Source organism: Streptomyces fodineus, from assembly GCF_001735805.1.
In the GTDB taxonomy this organism is placed as follows: domain Bacteria; phylum Actinomycetota; class Actinomycetes; order Streptomycetales; family Streptomycetaceae; genus Streptomyces; species Streptomyces fodineus.
In genome coordinates, this window is sequence record NZ_CP017248.1 from 4533285 (window position 1) to 4549570 (window position 16286).

Sequence of the window (16286 nt, forward strand, 5' to 3'; positions counted from 1 at the left end):
GCTTGACCTCACCCAGGGGCCTGCGCCTATGCGGGCGACCGCCGACACCGCTCTGAGCCATGCCCGGGAAGGGCCCTGCCCGAGGCTTGCCCAGCCGTGGCCGGGCGGAGTCCCGCACTCAGACCCCGTCGACGGGCGGGCCCCCGCCGCGCCGGGCGGGAAACCTGCGCGCCCGCAGCCGCTGCGACCTCAGCCGCGCCCGGGGGGTCTGCACCGACGCGCGCCGCCGGGGCTTGCCCCAGCCGTGCCCGACCGGGGCCCTGCGATCAGCCCCGTCGGCAGCCGGTCCCCGCCACGCCCGACAGGAGCCTGCGCCCACGCCCTCCACCGGGACTTGCCGCCAGCCGTGGCCGGGCAAGCTCCTGTGCTGAGGCCCGTCGGCAGCCAGCCCCGGCCGCACCCGGCAGGAGGCCTGCGCCTACGCCCACAGCCACTGCGGCCCCAGCCACGCCAAGAGGGCCTGCACCTACGCCGCCCCGCCGACGCCGCTCTGAGCCATGCCCGGGAAGGGCCCTGCGCCCACGCCCACAGCCGCAGCGGCCCCAGCCACGCCAAGAGGGCCTGCACCTACGCCGCCCCGCCGACACCGCTCTGAGCCATGCCCGGGAAGGGCCCTGCGCCCACGCCCACAGCCGCAGCGGCCCCAGCCGCCCCCAAGGGGGTCTGCGCCGAGGCCGGTCCGTCGCTGCCTGCCTCAGCCAGGCCGGGCGGGATCCTGCGCTGAGGCCCGTCGGCAGCCAGCCCCGGCCGCGCCCGGAAGAGGCTTGCGCCCATGCCCGCGGCCACTGCGGGCCCAGCCGCCCCCAAGAGGGTCCGCGCCGACGCCGGTCCGCCGCTGCCGGCCTCAGCCGGGTCGGGCGGGATCCTGCGCCGAGGCCCGTCGGCAGCCAGCCCCGGCCGCGCCCGGAAGAGGCCTGCGCCCATGGCCGCGGCCACTGCGGGCCCAGCGCGCCTGCCCCGGCCCGTCGCCGCCGGTCTCAGCCGTGGCCGCCCGCGCGCACCAGCCCCGTTTCGTAGGCCAGGACCACGACCTGTACCCGGTCGCGCAGGCCGAGCTTGGTCAGGATGCGGCCCACGTGGGTCTTCACGGTGGCCTCGCTCAGCACCAGGCGGGCCGCGATCTCGCCGTTGGACAGGCCCTGCGCGACCAGCACCATCACCTCGCGCTCCCGGTCGGTGAGCCGCTCCAGCTCCTTGTGCTGCGGCTCCTTGCCGGAGGAAGGCAGCATCGGCGCGAAGCGGTCCAGCAGGCGCCGCGTGGTGGAGGGCGCCACGACCGCGTCGCCGCTGTGCACGGCGCGGATCGCGCCGAGCAGGTCGCCGGGCGGCACGTCCTTGAGCATGAAGCCGGAGGCGCCCGCCTTCAGGCCGGAGAAGGCGTACTCGTCGAGGTCGAAGGTGGTCAGGATCAGCACCTTGGGCGGATCGGGCTCGGTGCAGATCCGCCGGGTGGTCTCCACGCCGTCCAGCTTCGGCATACGGACGTCCATCAGGACGACGTCGACGGGCGTGGACCGCAGCACCTGCAGGGCCTCGACGCCGTCGCCCGCCTCCGCGACGACCTCCATGTCCGGCTGGGCGGCGAGCACCATCCGGAACCCGGTGCGCAGCAGCACCTGGTCGTCGACGAGCATCACGCGGATCGTCATCGGGCCTCTTTCGTTCGGGGCGGGGATGCCGGTGTTACAGGTGTCAACAGGGGGCGTGCGGGCGCGTCAGTGCGCCGGTTTGAGCGGGAGCAGGGCGCTGATGCGGAATCCTCCGCCCGGACGCGGGCCGGCGTCCAGGGTTCCGCCCACCATGCCGACCCGCTCGCGCATGCCGATCAGGCCGTGCCCCCGGCCGTCCGCGCCGCCCTCCTCGTACAGCTCGTGCGGGGCGCCCTTGCCGTCGTCCTCGACCAGCAGGCCGAGCCCGTCGTCGAAGTAGACCAGCCGGACGCTCGCGCCCGCGTTGGGCCCGCCGTGCTTGCGGGTGTTGGTGAGTGCCTCCTGCACGATCCGGTACGCGGTCAGCTCCACGCCGCTGGGCAGCCGCCGCGGGGTGCCCTCGACCTTGAAGTCGACCGGGAGGCCGGAGCTGCGGCACTGCTCGATGAGCTCGTCGATCTGCTCGACATCGGGCTGGGGGACGTACTCCCCGCTCTCCTGGTGCTCGCCGGTGCGCAGCACGCCCAGCAGGCGGCGCATCTCGGCGAGGGCCTGACGGCCGGTGGAGGAGATCGTCTCCAGGGCCTTCTTGGCCTGGTCCGGCGCGGTGTCGAGCACGTAGGCGGCGCCGTCGGCCTGCACCACCATCACCGACACGTTGTGCGCGACGACATCGTGCAGCTCGCGCGCGATACGGGCGCGCTCGGCGGCCACCGCGACCTTCGACTGTGCCTCCCGCTCCTTCTCCAGGCGGGCCGCGCGCTCCTCCAGCTGGGCGAAGTAGGCGCGCCGGGTGCGCATGGAGTCACCGAGCACCCAGGCGAGCGCGAAGGGCACCGTCTGGAAGACCACTATGGCGATCTGTCCCAGAAAGCTGGTGTGCTCGGCGGGCCAGCGGATCTGCGCGAGGGCCGCCGCACCGAGGCTCGCGGCGAGCGCGAGCCGGGAGGCCCAGCGCGCCCCGATCGTCGCGACCGTGTAGGTGATCACGAGCATCGCGAAGTCGGCGGCGGTCGTCTCGAAGTCCACCACCAGCTGGGCGAGCCCCACGGTGAGGGCGAGCAGCAGCATCGGCTCCGGGAAACGGCGGCGCAGCGCGACGACGACGCACAGGACGGCGGAGACGGCCATCCCCTCGGCGAGCGTTCCGTGGTAACCGGGCGTCCCGTGGAGATTGACCACGCTCACGCACGACAGCCCGAACAGGACGACGGCCCAGAAGGTGTCGACCCCGGTCGGGTGGCGGCGGAGGAAGTCATAGAGGCGCTGCACGTAACCCAGAGTAGGGAAACCAGATGCGTGCAGGGGTCAACCGGAGGACCGATCCGCGCCCGGCGCGCGTACTCCGCAAGGTGGAGGAAGTGATCATCTGTGCGCCTAGTCTGTTCCGGTGACGGATGAGACGGCACCGGAAGCGGAACAGCCCCAGGGCGGCGAGCACGGCGGTCACCACGGCCAGGGCCGGCGCGGCTGGCGTGCGGCCACCGAGGCCGCCCTGTACGGTCCCGGCGGCTTCTACCGCCGCCCGGAGGGCCCGGCCGGCCACTTCCGTACGTCCGTACACGCCTCCCCGCTGTTCGCGCGGGCCGTGGCCCGGCTGCTGTGCCGGGTCGACCAGGCGCTGGGACGGCCCGCGGCACTCGACTTCGTCGACATGGGCGCGGGGCGCGGCGAGCTGGTCACCGGGGTCCTGGCCGCCCTGCCTGCCGACGTGGCGGCACGCGCGCGTGGGTACGCCGTCGAGCGCGCCGACCGCCCGGCCGGACTCGACGAGCGGATCGCCTGGCTGGACACGCCCCCGGCCGCCGTCACGGGCCTGCTGTTCGCCAACGAGTGGCTGGACAACGTGCCCGTGGACGTCGCCGAGGTCGACCCCGCTGGGGTGCCCCGGCTGGTACTCGTCGGCGACGACGGCAGCGAGCGGCTCGGGGAGCCGGTGACCGGCGCGGATGCGGACTGGCTCGCGCGGTGGTGGCCGCTGCCGGCCGAGGAGGGGCTGCGTGCGGAGATCGGGCTGCCCCGGGACCTGGCGTGGGCGTCGGCCGTGGACCGGGTGGTGCGCGGGCTCGCGGTGGCCGTGGACTACGCGCACACCGCCGGCACGCGCCCCCCGTTCGGGACGCTCACCGGCTTCCGGGAGGGGCGCGAGACGGCGCCCGTGCCGGACGGGTCGTGCGACATCACGGCCCACGTCGCGCTGGATGCGTGCGCGGCGGCTCCCACGGCGCGTACGACCTCGCGCACGACCTCGGGAACGCCCTCGACCACGGCGCACACGCCCCTCGATACGGCGCGCCCGCTCACGGAGACGGCGCGCTCAGCCCGAAGGACGACGCACACCCCCTCGGGCGCGGCGCCCGGCACACCGCAGAACACGGCGCGCACGCCCCCACAGGTGGCGGGTGATGAGAGGAACACGCCCCCAGACACGGCGCAAGCGCCCTCCGGCACAGCGCGATCCCTCTCCCCCGCGCGCCTGCTCACGCAGCGCGCCGCCCTGCGCGCCCTCAAGATCACCGGCGCGCGCCCCCCGCTCGCGCTGGCCTCCACGGACCCCTCCGCCTATGTGCGCGCCCTCGCGAGCGCGGGAGAGGCCGCCGAACTCACCGCGCCGGGCGGCCTCGGCGACTTCGGCTGGCTGCTGCAGCCGGTTGGAATTTCGGACCCGCTCGCCTGAGCCGGTCCCCCCGCCCGCGGCCGGCCTGCTTCCGGCCTACTTGTCGATGTCGCCGACCACGAAGAACATCGAACCCAGGATCGCCACCATGTCCGCCACCAGCGTCCCCGGCAGCAGCTCGGTCAGCGCCTGGATGTTGTTGTACGAGGCCGAGCGCAGCTTCAGCCGGTACGGCGTCTTCTCGCCCTTGCTGACCAGGTAGTAGCCGTTGATGCCGAGAGGGTTCTCGGTCCACGCGTACGTGTGCCCCTCGGGTGCCTTCAGCACCTTCGGCAGCCGCTGGTTGATCGGCCCGGGCGGCAGCTCGGCGAGCCGGTCCAGGCAGGCGTCCGCGAGATCGAGCGCGTTGTGGGTCTGCTCCAGGAGCACCTCGAAGCGGGCGAGGCAGTCGCCCTCGCTCCGGGTAACGACCTTGAGGGTCTCCTGCAGGTCGCCGTACGCCAGGTACGGCTCGTCGCGGCGCAGGTCGAAGTCGACGCCCGAGGCGCGCGCGATGGGCCCGCTCACGCCGTAGGCGTGCACGGTTTCCGGGGTCATCGCGCCCACCGCGCGCGTGCGCCCCCGGAAGATCTCGTTGCCGAGCACCAGATCGTCGAAGACGTCCATGCGCGAGCGCACGTCGGCGACGGCGGCACGCGCGCGTGCGCTCCAGCCGGCCGGCAGGTCCTCCTTGAGGCCGCCGACGCGGTTGAACATGTAGTGCATGCGCCCGCCGGAGACCTCCTCCATCACGTTCTGGAGCACCTCACGCTCCCGGAACGCGTAGAACACCGGGGTGATGCCGCCCAGCTCCAGCGGATAGGAGCCGAGGAACATCAGGTGGTTCAGGACCCGGTTCAGCTCGGCGAGCAGCGTGCGCGTCCACACCGCCCGCTCGGGCACCTCCATGCCGAGCATCCGCTCCACGGCGAGGACCACGCCCAGCTCGTTCGAGAACGCCGAGAGCCAGTCGTGGCGGTTGGCGAGCACGATGATCTGACGGTAGTCGCGTGCTTCGAAGAGCTTCTCGGCGCCGCGGTGCATATAGCCGATCACCGGCTCCGCGCGCACGATGCGCTCCCCGTCCAGCACGAGCCTGAGCCGCAGCACGCCGTGCGTGGACGGGTGCTGGGGCCCGATGTTGAGCACCATGTCGGTGCTCTCCGCGGCGCCGCCGATCCCGACCGTGGTCTCCGTCGTAGGAGTCATGGCCCCAGTTTCCCCTACGTACGCTGGGCCCATGGAAACGGGGAGCCCGGAGGAGACCGGGATACCGGGGGCCGGCCTGGTCTGGCGGGGGCTGCAGCCCGCTCTGATACGCGTGCGCCGGCTGTTCGTGATGGTGGGGGCGGCGGTGCTCGCGCTCGCCACCGGGTTGCTGCCGGGCCTGTTCGTGGGGCCCGCGTGGGCCGCCCTCGCGCTGGTGCCGGCGGCCGTCGGCGCGTGGTGCTGGCGGCTGGTGGAACGCAACTGGCGCTCGTGGCGGTACGCGGAGCGCGCGGACGACCTGCTGATCAGCCGTGGTGTGCTGTGGCGCGAGGAGACGGTGGTGCCGTACGGGCGGATGCAGCTGGTGGAGGTCACCTCCGGGCCCGTCGAGCGGCGCTTCGGGCTGGCCACCGTGCAGCTGCACACGGCGGCCGCCGCGACCGACGCCACCATCCCCGGCCTGGACCCGGCCGAGGCGGAACGGCTGCGTGACCGGCTCACCGAGCTGGGCGAGGCACGATCGGCGGGCCTGTGACGCCCCCGGACCACGGCGACGCCGCAGACGCCACAGCGGGCATAGATACGGCAGGCACGGCTGCCGCAGAGCACATGAGCGCCGCGGACGGCCCCGCGGGCGCACAGGACGGTGGCCGTGCCGAGGAGCGCGCGGCCGAGCGTCGGCTGCACCCCGTCACGCCCTTCCGGCGGGCGTGGGCGCCGATCGCCGTACTCGCCGGATGGGCGGTGCACGACCCGAACGGAACGCAGGAGCAGCTGACCCGGCTGACCACCACCGCGCTGCTCCTGGGGCTCGCCGTACTGGTGCCCCTGGCCGGGCTCTACGGCTTCCTGTCGTGGTGGTTCACGCGTTACGCGGTCACCGACACCGAACTGCGCATCCGGACCGGCCTGTTGTTCCGGCGCACCGCGCACATCCGGCTGGAGCGCATCCAGGCCGTCGACGTCTCCCGCCCCCTCCTCGCGCGCGTGGCGGGCGTCGCCAAGCTGCGGATCGACGTCGTGGGCGCCGACGCCAAGGACGAACTGGCCTTCCTCGGCGAGCAGGAGGCACGCGCCCTGCGCGCGGAGCTGCTCGCGCGCGCGGCGGGTTTCGCACCCGAGACGGCGCGCGAAGTCGGCGAGGCCCCGGCGCGCGAGCTGCTGCGCGTGCCCCCACGTGCGCTGGCGCTCTCCCTGGTGCTGACGGGCGCCACCTGGGGCTCGCTGTGCGGCGCCGTCGTCGTACCGACCGTGCTCTGGCTCGCCACCCACAACCTGTGGACGGTCCTGGCATCCGCGCTGCCGCTGCTCGGCGCCGCCGGCGCGAGCAGCGCGGGGCGGTTCGCCGGCGAGTTCGACTGGACGGTGAGCGAGTCACCCGACGGGCTGCGCATCGACCACGGGCTGCTCGACCGTACGCACGAGACGGTGCCGCCCGGCCGGGTGCAGACCGTACGGATCGTGGAGCCGCTGCTGTGGCGGCGGCTCGGCTGGGTGCGGGTGGAACTGGACGTGGCCGGGTCCGCCAACTCGGTGCTGGTACCGGTCGCCCCGCGCCCGGTCGCCGAGTCGGTCGTCACGCGCGTGCTGCACGGCGTGACGGTGCCTCAGGAACTGTCGCGCCCGGCGCGGCGGGCCCGCTGGTGCCTGCCGGTGTGGTGGCGCGGCCATCGCCTCGCTGTCACGGGCACGGTGTTCGCGACCCGGCACGGCCTGCTGCGGCGCAGGCTCTCGCTGGTCCCGCACGCCAAGGTGCAGAGCGTACGGCTGAGCCAGGGGCCCTGGCAGCGCCTGTGGCGGCTTGCCGACGTCCATGTGGACACCGGGGCCGACAAGACCGTGACGGCCCGTCTGCGAGACGCCCAGGAGGCGGCGAGACTTCTGCACGCCCAGGCGGAGAGGTCCCGTACGGGCCGCCGGGACGCACGCCCCGACCGCTGGATGGCATCCGGATGACATGAGGCCCGGCCTCCCCCTTGCGGGAAGCCGGGCCCGGTGTCCGGTGGGGCCTCAGGAAGCCGCGCTGCGCAGCCCCTGGACGTCGATCTGCTCGGTCTCGTCGTGCGCGGTCAGGTCGATGACCTGGCCGACGCCCTGCTCCTGTGCTCCGGCGTCCTTGAACCCGGCCTCCGCCTCGGCCTTGTGCACGGCGAGGGCCTCCGGGCCGACGACGTCGGCGAGATCCTCGTTGTGCACGGAGTCCAGCGCGGCCTTCGGCGCGTCCTTCTGGGTGCCGAAGAAGTCGAAACCGCCCTCGATCACCGGGCGCCGCGCGGGCGCGGCCGGTACGACGGCCACCGCGGTCGGCACCGTGAAGTGCCCGGCGGGCGGCTGCGCCACGGGTCCCGTGAGCTCGGCCGGTGCCGTGGAGGCGGCGGCCGCGCGCGCGTGCCCGACGGCCGCCTCGGGCTGCCCCTGCGCCTCCTCCTCCTGGGCGGCCGGCGCACCGGCCTCGCTCCGGGAAGCACCGGCGCCGTCCGGTATGCCGCCTTCCGCAGCGCCCTCGGCCTCGGCGGCGGAGCCGGCCGCAACCACATCGGCCTTACGCACATCGACCTCGCCCGCAGGAACGATCTTGCTCACAGGAACGGCGCCCACCTCGGCCTTGGGCTCACCCGTCTCGGAAGCCGCCGCCTCCGGAGCCGTACCCCCAAAATCCACGGCCTCCGAAGCCGAAGCCTCCGAAGCCTCGGAGGCCGAAGCCTCGGACGTCTCCGGCGTGGCGGCCTGAGTGGCGTCCGTCACGGCGTCGGCCGAGCTCTCCTTGCCGAACTGGGCGAGTGCCGTCAGGGCGCGCCGGTACAGCCGTGCGCCCTCGGGCGAGAACACCGCGTGCTCCGCCGGCTCGTCCCCGGAGTCCGCCCCGGCCTCGGGAGCCTCGACCGGCTCCGGATCCGCCTCGGCACTGCGCGCGGGCGGCAGCGCGGGCGAGGAGGAGGGCACGGCCGCCTCGATCTCCAGCAGCCGGCGTCCCTCCAGGGCGGTCGCGCGCTCGGTCTCCGCCGTGGCGTACCGGCGCAGCAGGGCCGCGTGCTCGTTGCGCAGGCCGGCCAGCTCCGCGCGCTTGGCGCGCAGCCGCTGCTCCAGCTTGGTGCGCAGCTCGCGCGACTCCTCCAGGTCGGTCTCGAGTTCGGCGACCCGTTCCTCGTACCGCCATTCGTCGCCGGCACGCGCGCGCGTGAGCTCGGCGACCCGCTTGCCCGCCTGGGTGTCCCAGTGGCGCATCACGACCGCGCCGACGACTGCCGTCGCCGCGGCGGCCGAGGCCAGGGCGCGCAGCACCATGACCTCGGAGAACACCCAGGGACCCAGCGCGCAGACGACGGAGACCCCGGCGATCGCCGAGGGAGGCAACAGCCGGTGCAGAGGTGGGGAATGGCGGTGGCGTCCACGTGGCATGGCCAGAAACTTACCGCGCGTAGGCGAATCGCGGACCCCCGCCCCGTAAAAACACGGCCACATGCTCGGCTTTACGGGGCGTCAGGCCCAGGGGGTCAGTGGGCGACCAGCTTGGTGCTGAGCCACTGGAGCATCCCGGGGATCTCCCGCTTCCAGGTGTTGAAGTTGTGCCCGCCGCTCGGAAGGATGATCGACGAGACCCTGGTCACGTTCGTGTCCTGCACGGCCTTGATGAACTTGAGCGTGTCCTTGTAGTTGTGCTCACCGACCTTGCTGCTGGTGACGAGCAGTGACGTTTCGGGAGCGGGCAGATGCTTGAGCGACCAGAAGAGGTCGGCGCGATTCTGCAGGTTCTTGTTGCCGTGGAAGAGGTCCCCGGTGGTGGGGTCGATCGGCGACTTGTAGTACGGCGACAGGCCCGCGGCGGCGGCGTAGGAACCCGGGTGGTGCATGGCGATCTTCAGTGCACAGTAGCCGCCGGTCGAGTCGCCGGCGATGCCCCAGCTGGCGGGCGTCTTGTCGACCCGGTAGTGGGCCATCACCGACTCGCGCAGGTCCTTGGCGAAGAAGGTCTCGGCCTGCGGGCCACCGGGAACGTCGACGCACTCGGTGTCGCGCGGCGGTGCCACGGTCGGCCGCAGCATCACCAGGATCATCGGCTGCATCTTCCCGTTCTTGCCCAGCTGCTGCGCCGTACTGGGGTAGTGCAGCTTGTCCACCAGCGCCTGCGCCGTGCCGGGGTAGCCCGTGAGGACGACGGAGACCGGGAACTTGCGCGCGCGGTTCTGCGGCTGGAAGTACTCCGGGGGGAGGTACACGAAGGCGGGCGTGGCCAGATGGGTCGTACGGCCGATGATGTCGACCTTCTGGACCTGCCCGGCCACCTGCGGCAGCGGACTGCTCACCCCGATGACCCGGGAGGTCGAGACCACCTGGATGGGGCTGTTTCCGCCGCCGCCCGCTATATGGTCGACGACCACTCCCTGGCCGTTCTCCTGGCCGAACAGGTCGGCCCAGCTGGCGTAGAAACCGAAGGTCTGGTTGGCGAAGAGGCCTGCGGAGGCGAAGACCGCCAGCTGGGTGGCGAGCAAGAGGCCGACCCGTCCGCTGACGGCCCGCCAGCTCCGTCGGGCCAGTCGCGGCCACAGCCACACCGTGCCGACGAACAGCACGGCGGCGAGGACGATGACCAGCATCAGCACTTTGTTGCTCGTGAGACCCATGGGCTGCTTCCTGCCTGCGCTTTCCGCCCGGCGCCGCCCACGCTTGATTGCGAAGGCTTGCCCGGGGCTTTCCTTGGCCTTTGACCCGACTTTCCGGTGGGGAGTGAACCTCTCTCCCCCAGACACCGTCCTAGAGGGCGCAATGTCGCCGGATGCCCGATCGGGCCCGGGTTCAAGGTCTCTCGCAGAACTACGGGATGCGATGTCTGTCAGGATAGATGGGGAAATGTCGGGCGAGGTTCCGGGCCGATCGAGCCGGGCGCGGCGCATACTTCGCGGCCCACGCCCCGAGGCCGTTCCCGCCCTGGTCGGCACTGCGGCCGCCCTCGTGGGCGTCCTGGACATTGCGGCGGGTGTGTTCCCGCGCTTCCGTCACAGTCGTATGCACGCCATCGCCGAGGTGCTGCCGGGCTCGTTCGGGCCCTTCGCCGCGGCGCTGTCGCTGAGCGCCGGTGTGCTGTTGCTGCTGCTCGCGCACGGCCTCAAACGGCGCAAGCGCCGGGCGTGGCGGGCGGCGGTCGCACTGCTGCCGGCGGGCGCGGCGGCGCAGTTCGCGTACCGGCACTCTATCGTCGGTGTGCTCATCGCGGTCGCACTGCTCGTGCCGCTGCTCATCCATCGCGACCAGTTCGCGGCGCTGCCCGACCCGCGCAGCAGGTGGCGCGCGCTCGCCAACTTCGTCCTCATGAGCGCCGGTTCCCTCGTGCTCGGACTCATCATCGTCAGCGTCCATCCGCACCGGACCATCGGCGACCCGAGCCTGGCCGATCGGCTGACGCACGTCGTCTACGGCCTGTTCGGCTTCGAGGGCCCGGTCGACTACCAGGGCAACACGTCCTGGACCGTCGCCTTCTCCCTCGGCGCCCTCGGCTGGATCACCGCCGTCACCACCATCTACCTGGCCTTCCGCCCCGAGCACCCGGTCGCGCGCCTCACCGAGGAGGACGAGTCCCGGCTGCGGGCCCTGCTGGCCAAGCACGGCGGGCGCGACTCTCTCGGCCACTTCGCGCTGCGCCGCGACAAGGCGGTCGTCTTCTCCCCCAGCGGCAAGGCCGCCGTCACCTACCGCGTCGTCTCCGGTGTGATGCTCGCCAGCGGCGACCCCATCGGCGACGTCGAGGCCTGGCCCGGCGCCATCGAGCGGTTCATGGACGAGGCCAGGGCCCACTCCTGGACTCCCGCCGTCATGGGCTGCTCGGAGACGGGCGGCGAGGTGTGGACCCGTGAGACCGGCCTGGACGCCCTGGAACTGGGTGACGAGGCGGTGGTGGACGTCGCGGATTTCTCGCTCGCCGGACGCGCGATGCGCAACGTCCGACAAATGGTCAAGCGCATCGAGCGAGCCGGCTACGAAACCCGGGTACGGCGTATCCGTGACCTCGGCGAGGCCGAGCTGGAGCGCATCCGCCGGGCGGCGGAGGACTGGCGCGGCACCGACACCGAGCGCGGCTTCTCCATGGCGCTCGGCCGCATCGGCGACGCCGCCGACGGCGACTGCCTGATCGCCACCGCGCACAAGCAGGACGACCAGCCCGGCGAGTACGGCGACCTGAAGGCGATCCTGCACTTCGTGCCCTGGGGAAAGGACGGCGCCTCGCTGGACCTGATGCGCCGCGACCGCAGCGCGGACCCCGGCATGAACGAGCTGCTGATCGTCGCCGCCCTCCAGGCCGCGCCGAAGCTCGGCGTCACCCGGGTCTCGCTGAACTTCGCGATGTTCCGCTCCGCCCTCGCGCGCGGCGAGAAGATCGGCGCCGGTCCGGTGCTGCGCGCCTGGCGGGGACTGCTGGTGTTCCTCTCGCGCTGGTTCCAGATCGAGTCGCTGTACAAGTTCAACGCCAAGTTCCAGCCGCGCTGGGAGCCCCGCTTCGTGGTCTACCGGAACAGCGCGGACCTGCCCCGCATAGGCTTCGCCGCCATGCAGGCGGAGGGCTTCGTCAACTTCGCCCTGCCGCTCCCGCACTTCCTGCGCCGGCGCAAGGCGGCCGCCGCGCGCCCCTGCGCGCACACCATGGCGGAACACGACGTCCGCGCGGCCTGAGCGCCGCGGGAGCGAGCGGTACGGCCGCGGAACGGGCCCGGGCGGGCGCCCCAACCCCTCCAGCACGGGGCGCCCGCCCGGGCCGCCGCGCGTTCCGGCCCCCCTCCTGGGCCTACGCTGAACGTATGAACAACCTCAGCGGGCGCGGCCAGGTCGCCGGCCTTCCGGCATGGGACCGGTGCGCGGTCATGGGCGTCGTCAACGTGACCCCCGACTCCTTCTCCGACGGCGGCCGCTGGTTCGACACGACGGCCGCCGTCAAGCACGGCCTGGACCTCGTCGCCGAAGGAGCCGACCTGGTCGACGTCGGCGGCGAGTCCACCCGCCCCGGTGCCACCCGGGTGGACGAGGCAGAGGAACTCCGGCGCGTCATCCCCGTCGTCCGCGGCCTCGCCTCCGAAGGCGTCGTCGTCTCCGTCGACACCATGCGCGCCTGTGTCGCCGAACAGTCCCTCGCCGCCGGCGCCGCCCTCGTCAACGACGTCAGCGGCGGCCTCGCCGACCCCGCGATGATCCCCGTGGTCGCCGGCATGGGCGCCCCGTTCGTCGTCATGCACTGGCGCGGCTTCCTCCAGGGCGGCAACGTCAAGGGCGTCTACGAGGACGTGGTGGCCGAAGTCGTCGACGAGCTGCACACGCGCGTGGAGGCCGTGCTGGCGGGCGGCATCGCCCCCGACCGGATCGTCGTCGACCCCGGTCTCGGCTTCTCCAAGGAGGCCGAGCACGACCTCACCCTTCTCGCCCACCTCGACCGCCTGCGCGCCCTCGGCCACCCCCTGCTCGTGGCCGCCTCCCGCAAGAGGTTCCTCGGCCGCGTCCTCGCCGGCCCGGAGGGCGCACCCCCGCCGGCCCGGGAGCGCGATGCCGCCACGGCCGCCGTCTCCGCACTCGCGGCGCACTCCGGCGCATGGGCGGTGCGCGTACATGAGGTACACGCCACCGCGGACGCCGTGCGGGTCGCGCGGGCCGTGGAGGAGGCGCGTACAGCGGGCTCGGCGCCCGGTGTCCGTGGTGAGCGTGGGGCGGAAGGAACCCGGTGAGCGCCCCTCATACCGACGTCGAGCAGGTGGAGGCCGCCAACACCGCCTTCTACGAGGCGATGGAACGCGGCGACTTCGAGGAACTGTCCTCGCTCTGGCTCACCCCCGCCGACCTGGGCGTCGACGAGGAGTACCACGACCCGGCGGACAGCGGCGTGGTCTCCTGCGTACACCCCGGCTGGCCCGTGCTCACCGGCCGCGGCGAAGTCCTCAGGTCGTACGCCCTGATCATGGCCAACACCGACTACATCCAGTTCTTCCTCACCGACGTGCACGTCTCCGTGACCGGCGACACCGCGCTCGTGACCTGCACCGAGAACATCCTCAGCGGCGGCCCCGCCCCCGAGGAGGGCGCGGAACTGGGACCACTGGTCGGTCAGCTCGTCGTCGCCACGAACGTGTTCCGGCGCACATCCTCCGGTTGGAAGCTCTGGTCGCACCACGCCTCGCCCGTCCTGGCGGAGAGCGAGGACGATGAGGGCGAGGCCGGCGACACCGGCGTCAACGGCGTGAACCCGGACGGTGGCCCCCTCGCCTGAGCGGGTAGACGCTCCGCAGGGAGCAAGAAGTGGTTGGAATCACCTACCCCTGGGTAGGAGCCGCTACCAACCCATGACACGGCCGGGTTTCCCCCGGGAAACACGAGATGAACCCTCGTGATCCCGGCCCGGGTCCGCGCCTTGCAGCCCGGCTTTGTCAGTGCCCGCAGGTAGATTCGTCTGAGACCGGAGTGCCGCCCGCACGCGGTGCACACCGGTCCTTCCCGACGATTGCAGGAGTGATTCGCGTGGATCGTGTCGCGCTGCGCGGCCTCAAGGCCCGCGGGCACCACGGTGTCTTCCCCAAGGAGCGCGAGGAGGGCCAGACCTTCATCGTGGACCTCGTTCTGGGGCTGGACACCCGGCCGGCCGCGGCCGACGACGACCTGGCGAAGACCGTTCACTACGGCGTCGTGGCCGAAGAGGTCGTGGCCGTCGTAGAAGGCGAGCCGGTGGACCTGATCGAGACCCTCGCCGAGCGGATCGCCCAGTCCTGCCTGAAGCACGAAGGCGTACAGGAGGTCGAGGTCTGCGTCCACAAGCCGGACGCACCGATCACCGTCCCCTTCGACGACGTGACCGTCACCATCACCCGGAGCCGAGTATGACCCGACCTTTCCTCCAGGGTCACAGCGACCCGACCGTCCAGCCGGTGCCCGCCTCGGTCGTCGAGAAGGTGGACGCCGCCGACACGACCCTGCAGAACCCGAAGTGGGCCGTCATCTCCATCGGCTCCAACCTCGGCAACCGTCTGGAGACCCTCCAGGGCGCCGTCGACGCCCTGGAGGACACCCCCGGTCTCCGTGTGAAGGCCGTCTCCCCCGTGTACGAGACCGAGCCCTGGGGCGTGGAGCCCGGCAGCCAGCCGACGTACTTCAACGCGGTCGTGCTCCTCAAGACCACCCTGCCCCCGGCCTCGTTGCTGGAGCGCGCGCACGCCATAGAGGAGGCGTACAAACGCGTCCGCGACGAGCACTGGGGCCCGCGCACCCTGGACGTCGACATCGTCGCCTACGCCGACGTCACCTCCGACGACCCGCGGCTCACCCTGCCCCACCCGCGCGCCCACGAGCGCGCCTTCGTGCTCGCACCCTGGCACGACGTGGATCCGCAGGCGCAGCTGCCCGGCCGTGGCCCGGTGGCCGAGCTGCTGTCGGTCGTCACCCGCACGGGCGTGGAGCCCCGCCAGGACCTGGAACTCCGACTGCCCGAGTAGTCGTTAAGGTCAAGACGACAAGGTCGACTCGACCGCGGTCCGGACCGGTCCGGGGGAGCTGAAGGGACACCGTGAGAGAGCTGCGCATCAGGGTGCTGGCGGGCGTGTTCGTCGTGGCCGGCATCCTGTCCTGGGCGGGTGCCCGCCTCTGGAACTCGATCGGGACCCTGCCCAGTGTCCCCCTGGCCGCCCCCATCGTCCTCGCGCTGATCGCGGTGGTCCTGCTCTCGACGGCGCTCTCGCTCCGCGCCCGCTTCAAGGCCCAGCGCGAGCGCCGCCCCGGCGCCAAGGGCGTCGATCCCCTGATGGCCGCCCGCGCGGTCGTCTTCGGCCAGGCCAGCGCCCTGGTCGCCGCCCTCGTCGCCGGTATGTACGGCGGCACGGGCGTGTTCCTGCTGGAGCTCCTCGACCTCCCGGCCCGCCGCGACCAGGCCATCTACGCCGGGTTCTCGGTCCTGGCCGGCATCGGGGTGATAGCGGCGGCCATGTTCCTGGAGCGCGTCTGCAAGCTCCCCGAGGACGAGGACCAGAACCACCCGGGAGCGGAACCGGCGGCATGACCGCCGGTTTCCTGAAGCACCGGTTCAGCGCGCCATGATCAGGCTCATGGCCTCGTTCCGCGTCGCCGCGTCCCGCAGCTGACCGCGCACGGCGGACGTTATGGTCTTCGCGCCCGGCTTGCGAATGCCGCGCATGGACATGCACATGTGCTCGCACTCGACGACCACGATGACGCCCCGCGGCTCCAGGATCTCCATCAGGGAGTCCGCGATCTGCGTGGTGAGTCGTTCCTGCACCTGCGGCCGACGGGCGTAGACGTCCACCAGCCGGGCCAGCTTGGACAGGCCGGTGATCTTTCCGGTGACGGACGGGATGTAGCCGACGTGGGCGACGCCTCGGAACGGCACCAGGTGATGCTCACAGGTCGAGTACACCTCGATGTCCTTCACCAGGACCATCTCGTCGTGTCCCAGGTCGAACGTCGTCGTCAGGACGTCCTCGGGTTTCTGCCACAGCCCCGCGAAGATCTCCCGGTAAGCCCGTGCGACCCGCGTCGGCGTCTCCCTGAGGCCCTCACGGTCCGGGTCTTCACCGATCGCGATCAGAAGTTCGCGTACGGCGTTCTCGGCGCGCTTCTCGTCGAACTCGCCGATGGGGCCCTCGCCGTCCAGCGTCACCGGATCGGTCATCTGTTCCTCGTTCCTCTGCCTTCACGGGTGGCAGGCGGCCACACGTCTTGCCTGCGGACATACGAACGCCGCGCCCCCCAGGCTAAAACCTGGGGGGCGCGGCGTTCATTCCAGGCCTGCTGGC

The 16286-nt window shown here is 72.4% G+C and carries 15 protein-coding genes; 9 read left to right on the forward strand and 6 right to left on the reverse strand.

Annotated features, from left to right (window positions below; genetic code table 11):
- Positions 1–977: 977 nt before the first annotated feature.
- Entirely contained in the window at positions 978–1649 is a 672-nt protein-coding gene (locus tag BFF78_RS19060; protein WP_069779469.1) for a response regulator, read from the reverse strand.
- Positions 1650–1715: 66 nt separating this feature from the next.
- A complete protein-coding gene (locus BFF78_RS19065; protein WP_069779470.1) occupies positions 1716–2921 on the reverse strand; it encodes a sensor histidine kinase in 1206 nt (401 codons plus the stop codon).
- A gap of 118 nt (positions 2922–3039) precedes the next feature.
- On the opposite strand from BFF78_RS19065, the gene BFF78_RS43355 reads away from it, so the two are divergent.
- On the forward strand, positions 3040–4326 hold the full coding sequence (locus BFF78_RS43355; protein ID WP_079161380.1) for an SAM-dependent methyltransferase: 1287 nt from the start codon (positions 3040–3042) through the stop codon (positions 4324–4326).
- A 36-nt stretch (positions 4327–4362) separates the two neighbouring features.
- Here the strand turns inward: BFF78_RS43355 and BFF78_RS19075 are convergent, their stop codons facing one another.
- The gene (locus tag BFF78_RS19075) at positions 4363–5514 is read right to left on the reverse strand and encodes an NADH-quinone oxidoreductase subunit D (RefSeq protein WP_069779471.1); all 1152 of its coding nucleotides are present in this window, start codon (positions 5512–5514) and stop codon (positions 4363–4365) included.
- A 31-nt stretch (positions 5515–5545) separates the two neighbouring features.
- Between BFF78_RS19075 and BFF78_RS19080 the strand changes: the two genes are divergently transcribed.
- Positions 5546–6049, forward strand: coding sequence for a PH domain-containing protein (locus BFF78_RS19080; protein WP_069779472.1), 504 nt, complete (start codon positions 5546–5548; stop codon positions 6047–6049).
- 74 nt (positions 6050–6123) lie between these two features.
- Entirely contained in the window at positions 6124–7470 is a 1347-nt protein-coding gene (locus BFF78_RS19085; RefSeq protein WP_069779473.1) for a PH domain-containing protein, read from the forward strand.
- A 54-nt stretch (positions 7471–7524) separates the two neighbouring features.
- On the opposite strand, the gene BFF78_RS19090 is transcribed toward BFF78_RS19085, so the two are convergent.
- A complete protein-coding gene (locus BFF78_RS19090) occupies positions 7525–8913 on the reverse strand; it encodes a hypothetical protein (protein WP_193433492.1) in 1389 nt (462 codons plus the stop codon).
- Positions 8914–9008: 95 nt separating this feature from the next.
- On the reverse strand, positions 9009–10136 hold the full coding sequence (locus BFF78_RS19095) for an alpha/beta hydrolase (RefSeq protein WP_069779474.1): 1128 nt from the start codon (positions 10134–10136) through the stop codon (positions 9009–9011).
- A gap of 226 nt (positions 10137–10362) precedes the next feature.
- Between BFF78_RS19095 and BFF78_RS19100 the strand changes: the two genes are divergently transcribed.
- From BFF78_RS19100 to BFF78_RS19125, 6 genes are all read left to right on the forward strand, one after another.
- On the forward strand, positions 10363–12177 hold the full coding sequence (locus BFF78_RS19100; RefSeq protein WP_069779475.1) for a phosphatidylglycerol lysyltransferase domain-containing protein: 1815 nt from the start codon (positions 10363–10365) through the stop codon (positions 12175–12177).
- A 125-nt stretch (positions 12178–12302) separates the two neighbouring features.
- Positions 12303–13217 carry a dihydropteroate synthase gene (folP, locus tag BFF78_RS19105; protein ID WP_193433493.1) on the forward strand — a complete coding sequence of 305 codons (915 nt, stop codon included), beginning with the start codon at positions 12303–12305 and terminating at the stop codon, positions 13215–13217.
- Complete coding sequence (locus BFF78_RS19110; protein WP_069779476.1) at positions 13214–13756, forward strand: nuclear transport factor 2 family protein; 543 nt, start codon at positions 13214–13216, stop codon at positions 13754–13756. The genes folP and BFF78_RS19110 overlap by 4 nt, the downstream gene beginning before the upstream one ends.
- Positions 13757–14004: 248 nt before the next feature.
- Positions 14005–14364: a dihydroneopterin aldolase gene (gene folB, locus BFF78_RS19115; RefSeq protein ID WP_069779477.1), complete on the forward strand. Its 360-nt coding sequence runs from the start codon at positions 14005–14007 to the stop codon at positions 14362–14364.
- Positions 14361–14972 (forward strand): 2-amino-4-hydroxy-6-hydroxymethyldihydropteridine diphosphokinase, encoded by a 612-nt coding sequence (gene folK / locus BFF78_RS19120; protein ID WP_069779478.1) that lies wholly within the window; start codon positions 14361–14363, stop codon positions 14970–14972. Before folB ends, folK begins: the two co-directional genes overlap by 4 nt.
- 71 nt (positions 14973–15043) lie before the next feature.
- Complete coding sequence (locus BFF78_RS19125) at positions 15044–15532, forward strand: DUF3180 domain-containing protein (RefSeq protein WP_069779479.1); 489 nt, start codon at positions 15044–15046, stop codon at positions 15530–15532.
- Positions 15533–15556: 24 nt separating this feature from the next.
- Here BFF78_RS19125 and folE read toward each other — a convergent pair whose 3' ends face one another.
- Complete coding sequence (gene folE / locus BFF78_RS19130) at positions 15557–16162, reverse strand: GTP cyclohydrolase I FolE (protein WP_069779480.1); 606 nt, start codon at positions 16160–16162, stop codon at positions 15557–15559.
- Positions 16163–16286 lie beyond the last annotated feature (124 nt).